The sequence below is a fragment of the Microbispora corallina genome, assembly GCF_016863035.1.
GTDB classification, from domain to species: Bacteria; Actinomycetota; Actinomycetes; order Streptosporangiales; family Streptosporangiaceae; genus Microbispora; species Microbispora corallina.
Genome location: NZ_BOOC01000076.1, coordinates 1 through 7,557 on the forward strand (window position 1 = coordinate 1; position 7,557 = coordinate 7,557).

Consider the following 7,557-nt stretch of genomic DNA (forward strand, 5'->3'; position numbering starts at 1 on the left):
CGGCGGGGTTCTCTGTTCGGTCAGCAGCAGCTTCCCGAGCGCCCCCAGTCAGGAACACCGATGTCGCCGTCGCGTCGTCGGCGAGGTAATCGACGGCCTCCAGCCGTCTGCGGACCTCATCAGGCGAGGCGAACCACATCTTCTGGGCTCACGGCGACGAGAACGCCTCCATTTCTCGTGAACACACCCTCTGGTCCGCGTCCCAGGCCGGAAGAAGTTATGGTTTTCCAACCTTTTCGTTACTCGTTTGCATTAAGACGTCGTCTCATTTGGCCAGTCGGCGGTAGCAAACGAGGGCGGCGGCGATGGCAACGAAGGACGCGAAATGGTCGGCCCGGCGTTCGTAGCGGCGGTGCAGGCGGCGGCAGCCGGCCAGCCAGGAGACGGTCCGCTCCACGACCCAGCGGTGCCGGCCCAGGCGTTGGCTGGACTCGATCCCGCGGCGGGCGAGGCGCGGGACGATGCCCCGACCGCGGAGGAAGGCGCGCAGGTGGGGATAGTCATAACCCTTGTCGCCGTGGAGCTTTGCCGGCCGTCGGCGGCGGGCCCGCGGCGGGAGCGGATCGGCGGGATACCGCGCACCAGCGGCTCCAAAGCTTGGCTGTCGTGGGTGTTGGCCGCGCCGATCCCGACAGAGATCGGCAGACCACTCCGCTCGATGATCATGTGGATCTTCGAGCCACTCTTGCCGCGATCGAGCCGATTCCGAGCTGTCAGGTCCCCCCTTTTGCCGCTCGCACGCTGACGGAGTCGATCGCGCACCGCGACCAGTCCAGCTCGCCACGCGAGCCCAGCTCGTCCAGCAGAATCCGGTACAGCTTCGCCCACACCCGGGCGGCGCTCCACTCCGCGAAACGGCGATGCACCGTCTGCCAGGACGCCCCGAAGACCGGCGGCAACTGCCGCCAGGTGCACCCCGTGGTGGCCACGAAGATGATCGCTGCCAGGATCAGGCGGTCATCGGCCCGCCGCCGCCCGCCGCCCTGCGGACGCGTCGGCGACGGCGGAACCACCCTCTGGAACAGCTCCCACAACTCATCAGGGACCAGTCGATCCAGGAACGTCGTCACGACAATTCAAACGATCAACACCCAAACAAGACACGGTCTAAAGAGCAGGTCAGTTAGCCTATCGCGATGTGGGATTCGTTCCTTGGGCCCGCATAATGGGAGGTAACGTAGCCGCGATCAATACGGCACTAGCCGACAAAGAAGGGGGCCAGACAGACAGCAGTTGGCAACTCGGGCAAAACGCCCACAAGTTGAAGCCCCGACCCTCCACGTAGCCGCGTGGGAATCGGGGCTTGCAGACCTCCCTAGCGGGAGGACTGGAGATCAGTCATGAGACCAGCAGTCGAACCGAGTCGTAGTCCGGGTTGCTAGATGACTGACCAGGTGCTCTTCAGTCTAGCATCACGTTAGTTGATTGCTGTGAGAAGACGTGTCGATGGACAGATGATCTCAAGTCCAACGAGACAGCTCCACCAATGTCTCTTAGATCGGCACGGCACAGCTGATTGCGACAAACGTCGTCGATTGCCTGGTTCTTCGAGCTCACAGAAGGATAACAGGCAATGCCGCGAAAAAAGAGACACAATACAGAAAAAGGATCAATACCCCCACCGACCCCGCAGCCAAGCCCCCCGACCCCGGAGACAACCCCACCGCCGATCTCCGGAGAGCGGCCTCTGGTCGGCCAGCGATTCACTCTCATCTGGGTCGTCGCGTTCCTCGTCGGACTCGTCGTGGGCTTCCTGACGTATAAGGGGCTCGACAACATCTACCTGGCCATCCTCGCCGGCGCAGCTGCCTGCGGTAACGCCAGCGCACAGCTACACAAGTTGATCGAGTAGCACGGCGAGGGGCGTCCTATGGAGGGCGCCCCTCGCGTTATTCACGCGGCCTCGGCCTCCTGGAACATGTCATTGCCGTGGCCAGCACACGGCCGCATGGCCCCTAAGACACTCCTTACAAAATCATCTGGCATGGAGCGGTACTCGCACTACGCGCGTGGCTGGCATGCGGTCGCAGGCCGGGGGGAAAGCGGCCGCCATTGCGATCCTCAAGGTCAAGAGCTTTACGCATCCCTCTTCAACCCTCATCCCGAGACGAATCTATGTTCGATACTGTAGGGATGGTTCCCGCGCCCGGTATGTGCACCTGGTGGCACCGCGACCGCCGGCCGATGCTCGCCCGCGTCCCCGGCACCCCGTACCGGGTCGACACCTACATCCCGGTGCAGCCGCCGCGGCCGGTCGAGGTCCTCGCGGACGACGGCGCCTGGGCGCCGGCGATGCTCTACTCCTGGTCCCGGGTCGGCGGCACCTGGCACGCGATGATCCTCTGGCGCTCGGCCGACCTGCTGCGCACCTACCACACCGAAGTGATCTACTCCCCGGCCGCGCTCCGGACCGTCCCCGACGAGTGGTGGGATGAGCAGCAGCGCCAGACGGCCGGGCCGATCTAGCTCTGCTCGAGCCTAGCGAGGGCGCCTCATCTCCGCCTTCTTCGTGGACCGCTGCGGACGAAGGGGGCTCCATACGGACGGAACGCGCCGAGTCGGTCGTACGGCCGTTCGAAATTCACCAGGGCTACCTCTTGTCAACCTAAAGATCATGCGTGATAAAATCACGGGCATGATTAAGGTTGAGGAAGAGGCGGAGCGGGTCCGCGACGCGATGCTGCCTCTCTGCGAGCCACTCCACGACGCCTTCACCACGGCGGAGGCCGAGCGGCGGGCCCGACTGCCCATGTTGGACCTTCCGATCTACAAGTGGCTCCACACCCATACGATCCGGGGTCTCGCCCATTTCGAACTCAGCACTAAGAAGCTGGGGCCCTGGTCCCTGTACGGCAACCACGGCATGAACGGCGAGCTCTGGCTCACAGACAACAACTATCGGATTCGCATCCTGCATGGCCTCTCGGACGAGCAGGTCCCGCCCCCTGGCACCAACGGTGAGCGCCGCGCCTTCTACGCAAACATCCCCCTCATCCAGCAAGGGCCGCTGTGGGGGCCGCCGAATGACCGGCTCCTCGTCCTGTGGAGGATCGCTCCCAAGACCGGTGCGCCGTCCTTCCGAGTCGTGCGCACCATCGGCGCATGGAAGTTCGGCAGCAAGGAGAAGACCGACCTCGACTTCGCCCTGCCGAAGACCGCTGAGGACCTAGCGACGCTCCAGTTCATCCCCACCGATGACGACCTCGAGCTCCAGATCCCAGCCGAGGAGGGTGGTGTGGAGGATGCTGGCGGCATCTCCGGGTGAGCGTCTGCGCACCCTCCGCGAGCTACTCGGACTGACTCAAGACCAACTCGAGAAGATGGCTGGTGTCCCGCAGAGCTGGGTCTCCCAGGTGGAGACCGGCTCTCGCCGGGCCACCGAGGATGGCCTGGAGGCCATCTCCGCCGTCACAGGCACGCCAATGAAGTTCTTCTACGTGCAGCCCCGCACCGTCCCGCTGGACTCACTGCGATTCCGCAAGATGGCCTCGGCCAGCAAGAAGACCACCAAGCGCATTCATGCCTTCTACGGAGAGAGTTATCGAGTCACCGAGGACATGCTCGACCGGGAAAATTACCCACCTCCGCCGCTGCCATTCGCAACGGCTGATCACCTAACTCAAGACGAAATCGACGAGTTCGCATCGGCAGCACGCGAGGCGCTCGGCCTTGCTCCCGACAAACCCATCCCGCACCTGACCCGCGCACTGGAACGGGCCGGCGTGGCTGTCGCACCTCTCATGCTGACTGACGTGGACGGAGAGGTGAACACACCCACAGCGAAACATTTCGGCGCATCGTACTGGGGAGGCATCGGCGCCACAGCACTGATCTGCTACTTCCCGGGTTCCGGCGACCGCGATCGGTTCACACTAGGGCATGAACTCGGTCATCTGATCTTGCACACCTTCCGGCCTCGAGCCGAGGACCCGGAAAGCGAAGCTCACCGGTTCGCCGGCGCTCTACTCGTGCCCCGCGTCCGTGCGAAAGAAGAACTAACCGAACAGCTCTCGTTGAACGACTATGCCCGCCTGAAGGCTGTATGGGGGGTCTCCATACAGGCGCTGATCATGCGAGGCTCTGCAGTCGGCAACATCGGCGACACCCGAAAGCGGTCGCTGTACGTGCAGTTGAATCAGAGGCAGTGGCGCAAGAACGAGCCGGTAGAGGTGGGCAGGGAGCACCCTCTCCTGCTGTGGCGCCTCTTGACTCGCCGGTTCGGGCCTCGTCCTTACGTGCCTGCGGGTGAGGAGCTCGCGATCCCGCCGGCGGTGCTGCGGTCGATCGCCCCTACACCAGAGCGGCCCCCGGAACGAGTTGCTGCACCCGTCGGCGCGGTGCGGCAGTTCCGGCCCCGCTAAAGGCCACAACACTCGACCAAAGACGCCCGCTCCTCTTAGGGGGAGCGGGCGTTCGCCTGTCCGGCGCGAACCACTTGCCCTGCCTTGACCTGCCCGCTTCTACCATCGACCCCATGTCACGGTGGGTCGGCGGCGACGGTTGGGAGATCGACGCCGTCGTGCTCAACGGCCGCCAGCTCCTACGCGTGCGCCATCTCGGCTACCACGTCGCCTACTGCGCCTCGGTGCGCGATGTCGCCCGGCACGTCGACCTCGCCGACCTCGTGGAGGTTGTCACTCTCCGGCGGTAGCCGTACGAGCTGGCGTCCCAGCATTTCGATCACCCGTGCGGCTTCCGTGCGGCCTGGCAGGCTGTGATTTCCCGGCCTGCCAGGAAGGGGGCAGGCCGGGCTCTGAGCCACGATTCCTGGGACCACAGAGGCCGCACCGCGTGACACCCGGATGATGACGTTGGGGAGCCGGTTGGTGGCGTCGCGACTCCGCGGCGGTGCGGAATTGCGGGATGCCCTCCCACACCGCGTGGTGGCTATCGACGTGCGTGCCCTCGCCGGACCTGGGGCAGAAACAATCGCGCGAGTGCCCACGAAGAATTGTTTATGGGATCCGAAGCGTTCTACGCCACCGTCGCGCAGGTCCTTCCGACGCTGCTCATCGCCCTGACCGTCGAGGTAGGGCTGATGATCCGGTGGTACGACCGTAAGCTCGACGAGCTGCAGCCTCGGGTGAGGTACCCCTACCCCATCACGCAAGAAACTCCGCAGAGCGAAGTGCAGGTGTGGCGGCAATGGCAGAGGAACGAGCGCGTCCAGGACCGGTGGGTGATCACTGAGCTCGCCATCGCCGTGGTGTTTCTCATCGGCGAGATCCTCGCCCTCGGCGCGCTGGGAAGCCACTGGCGCAACGCCTGGACCTTCTTCGGTAGCGGCGCCAGCATCGTCCTCCTGTGCCTCGCCGTCGTACTGATCCCCCTCTTCCGCATCAACACGGAGGGGAAGAACTGAGGCCGCCTCACCATCGCCCGGGCTGAGCTACGGAGCCACGAGAGACACCCCTGCGGAAGGCCGTGAAGGTCCTGAAGGACGCGTGGTGCGGGCCCCTGGCGGCGAGAGCTGACGACTTGTCGTCTCAGGCCTGAGCGGCCTTCCTGAGCGCCATCCGGGCGGCGTGCCACTCCGTGTTCGGGGTTTCCATCCACCAGGAGTGGCCGTACAGGACATCCAGGGTGCCGTCGCGCTGGGCCCACACCTCGGCGTGGTCACGACGGAGGTCGTCGGGGATGGACGCTTCGCCGGCGACGATGGCCGTGGAGCGCGGCATCCGGGCGTTGATCTCCGCCAGCCGGGCGTCGGCCTCCAAGAACGTCCTCTGGGCCTCGACCAGGTCGCTTGGGAATTCGTACTCGGCCATGTGCGCCCCCTCCGTCGTTCCGCGGGCGATCCTACGGCGGCCGCCGACGCACGAGGCGACCGCCACCCCGACAAGCGCTCGTGCGGATGTCGAAGAGGCCGAACACATGGACGAGCGGCGCAACGGCCTGGAGCGCCAGGGCAGCTCACCACCCTTGACCTGCGTTTTCTATTCTGCTGATGTCACGGTGGGTCGGGGTCGACGGTTGGGAGATCGACGCCGTCGTGCTCAACGGCCGGCAGCTCTCCGCGTGCGGCACCTTGGCTATCACGTCGCGTACTGCGCCACGGTGCGCGAGCTCGCCCGGCACGTCGACCTGGCCGACCTCGTCGAGGTCGTCACTCTTCCCTCGCGGCCCGCCTAAGCGCGAGCCGTGCCTCGAACCACTCCGCCTTCGGGGTCTCCGCCGCGGAGAAAGTCTCCAAGGAGTCGTTGGCGGTCCGTTGCCACACCATATGCCTGTTATATGCCGGTTTTGGGTGGCTGTATTACGCCTAGGGTAGGGCGTCCCAGGAAACCCGCGGCCTTACCGATTCTGCGCCGATGTCTGACGATTGTGGAGTAGGTCGTCGGATGTCGCCCCGGCTCGCCCGTCTGGTGCGGAGCGTCCTCCCCGGAGAGAGAAGAACAGCCCATGATGCACTACGGCGCGGCGATAGGCTCAGGCACGATCTTGGTTCCCGTACTGGGGGGCGTCCTCCTCTGGGTGGCGATCTTCGGCTGCGCCCTGCTGCGCTCGTGGAGCGGCGACAGGCTGGCCGCGACCACCCCGCAGGCGGACCCGTTCGAGGACGCGGTCACGTGGCGAGCGGACGATCACATCCGTGCACGGTGGACGGACGAGGATCCCGGCGAGTTCCAGGCCGGCGAGCATCGGGCCGACGGGTTCCCAACGGGCGAGGGCGCCGCTCCCGACGCCCGGGCCGACCGGACGCCCCGCAGGCGCGGCGGCGCCAAGAGCATGCCCGCCGCGACCATCGAGACCCTGCCCGCCGGGACCGCGGTCCCGGCACGGCCATCAGGTCCGGCATCCCGGGCATGGTGGCTCGCGGCCTTCCCGGCACGACAGCACGCCGACTCCCCGGCACGAGCGCCCGTCCGGCCGCCGGTGGCCCGGTCGCCATGGGCGGTCCCGCCCTCCCCGACGCCCTTCGCATGACGCGTGGAGGTGGGCGGCGCGGCACTGCTTCTTGGGATCACAGGGCCACCACCGGGTGAACCGCCGGTGGGGTCGGCCCGTCTCCTATGAGCCAAAATCCCCAGCTCTAGGGAGAGCACGTGCTCCGTCGTCTCCTCGTGTCGGGCGCGCTCATTGCGTCCGCTCTCGTCGCCCCCGCCGTCGGCGCAGCCCCGGCCGGCGCCGTCTCGCTCTCGGCCGCCAGCTCGACCACCGCGGCGGCGAGCTGCTACAAGCGGGTGGGCAACCACTGGAACTGCATCACCCCGGGCGCCTACTGCCCGGCGGCCGCGCACGGGAAGTACGGGTACGCCAAGGTCACCAAGCGGCGGTACAAGTGCAGCTACTACAGCAGCGACGGCCGCTGGCACTGGAAGCGCGCGTACTGACCTCGGAGCAGCACAGGACGCCCGCCCTCCCTCGCCCAGGGAAGGCGGGCGTCGCCCTCTGCTCCTCTTCGAGGCACTACATTGGAATCAGCTGCGCAGGGTCCACTTCTGGTTGTTTCCGCCATTGCAGGCCCAGAGGATGAGTTTGGTGCCGTTGGCGGTGCCAGCCGCGTTGGCGTCGAGGCACAGCCCGGACTGCACACCGGTGATGGTGCCGTTGGAA

9 protein-coding genes and 2 pseudogenes are annotated in these 7,557 nt (G+C 66.1%); 8 read left to right on the forward strand and 3 right to left on the reverse strand.

The annotated features are described in order from the left end of the window. Window positions 1–265: 265 nt before the first annotated feature. Window positions 266–1,058: pseudogene (locus tag Mco01_RS38430) on the reverse strand (IS5 family transposase). Window positions 1,059–2,133: 1,075 nt separating this feature from the next. Here Mco01_RS38430 and Mco01_RS38435 point away from each other — a divergent pair. The 6 genes and pseudogenes from Mco01_RS38435 (at window position 2,134) to Mco01_RS38455 (ending at window position 5,362) form a co-directional block, all read left to right on the forward strand. After that, window positions 2,134–2,466, forward strand: a complete 333-nt coding sequence (locus tag Mco01_RS38435) for a hypothetical protein (RefSeq protein WP_204061748.1) — start codon at window positions 2,134–2,136, stop codon at window positions 2,464–2,466. Between the two features lie 169 nt (window positions 2,467–2,635). Continuing rightward, a complete protein-coding gene (locus Mco01_RS38440; RefSeq protein ID WP_204061749.1) occupies window positions 2,636–3,265 on the forward strand; it encodes a hypothetical protein in 630 nt (209 codons plus the stop codon). Continuing rightward, window positions 3,243–3,416, forward strand: a pseudogene (locus Mco01_RS40435) (helix-turn-helix domain-containing protein); the annotation flags it as partial. The gene Mco01_RS38440 and the pseudogene Mco01_RS40435, both read left to right, overlap by 23 nt. 6 nt (window positions 3,417–3,422) lie before the next feature. Continuing rightward, on the forward strand, window positions 3,423–4,361 hold the full coding sequence (locus Mco01_RS38445) for an ImmA/IrrE family metallo-endopeptidase (RefSeq protein WP_239104238.1): 939 nt from the start codon (window positions 3,423–3,425) through the stop codon (window positions 4,359–4,361). Between the two features lie 113 nt (window positions 4,362–4,474). Continuing rightward, window positions 4,475–4,651 carry a transposase gene (locus Mco01_RS38450; protein WP_204061751.1) on the forward strand — a complete coding sequence of 59 codons (177 nt, stop codon included), beginning with the start codon at window positions 4,475–4,477 and terminating at the stop codon, window positions 4,649–4,651. Between the two features lie 306 nt (window positions 4,652–4,957). After that, complete coding sequence (locus Mco01_RS38455; RefSeq protein WP_204061752.1) at window positions 4,958–5,362, forward strand: hypothetical protein; 405 nt, start codon at window positions 4,958–4,960, stop codon at window positions 5,360–5,362. Window positions 5,363–5,486: 124 nt separating this feature from the next. On the opposite strand, the gene Mco01_RS38460 is transcribed toward Mco01_RS38455, so the two are convergent. Then, window positions 5,487–5,768, reverse strand: a complete 282-nt coding sequence (locus Mco01_RS38460; protein ID WP_204061753.1) for a DUF8825 domain-containing protein — start codon at window positions 5,766–5,768, stop codon at window positions 5,487–5,489. 673 nt (window positions 5,769–6,441) lie between these two features. On the opposite strand from Mco01_RS38460, the gene Mco01_RS38465 reads away from it, so the two are divergent. Then, window positions 6,442–6,927: a hypothetical protein gene (locus Mco01_RS38465; protein WP_204061754.1), complete on the forward strand. Its 486-nt coding sequence runs from the start codon at window positions 6,442–6,444 to the stop codon at window positions 6,925–6,927. A 119-nt stretch (window positions 6,928–7,046) separates the two neighbouring features. Next, on the forward strand, window positions 7,047–7,334 hold the full coding sequence (locus Mco01_RS38470; RefSeq protein ID WP_204061755.1) for a hypothetical protein: 288 nt from the start codon (window positions 7,047–7,049) through the stop codon (window positions 7,332–7,334). 87 nt (window positions 7,335–7,421) lie between these two features. Here the strand turns inward: Mco01_RS38470 and Mco01_RS38475 are convergent, their stop codons facing one another. Then, entirely contained in the window at window positions 7,422–7,544 is a 123-nt protein-coding gene (locus Mco01_RS38475) for an RICIN domain-containing protein (protein ID WP_275410695.1), read from the reverse strand. Window positions 7,545–7,557 lie beyond the last annotated feature (13 nt).

What these genes read in the sequence shown, in the direction of transcription:
- Mco01_RS38435 (WP_204061748.1), top strand. Translation starts at nt 2,134, where the DNA reads ATGGTTCCCGCGCCCGGTATGTGCACCTGGTGGCACCGCGACCGCCGG.
- Mco01_RS38440 (WP_204061749.1), top strand. Translation starts at nt 2,636, where the DNA reads ATGATTAAGGTTGAGGAAGAGGCGGAGCGGGTCCGCGACGCGATGCTG.
- Mco01_RS38445 (WP_239104238.1), top strand. Translation starts at nt 3,423, where the DNA reads ATGAAGTTCTTCTACGTGCAGCCCCGCACCGTCCCGCTGGACTCACTG.
- Mco01_RS38450 (WP_204061751.1), top strand. Translation starts at nt 4,475, where the DNA reads ATGTCACGGTGGGTCGGCGGCGACGGTTGGGAGATCGACGCCGTCGTG.
- Mco01_RS38455 (WP_204061752.1), top strand. Translation starts at nt 4,958, where the DNA reads ATGGGATCCGAAGCGTTCTACGCCACCGTCGCGCAGGTCCTTCCGACG.
- Mco01_RS38460 (WP_204061753.1), bottom strand. Translation starts at nt 5,768, where the DNA reads ATGGCCGAGTACGAATTCCCAAGCGACCTGGTCGAGGCCCAGAGGACG.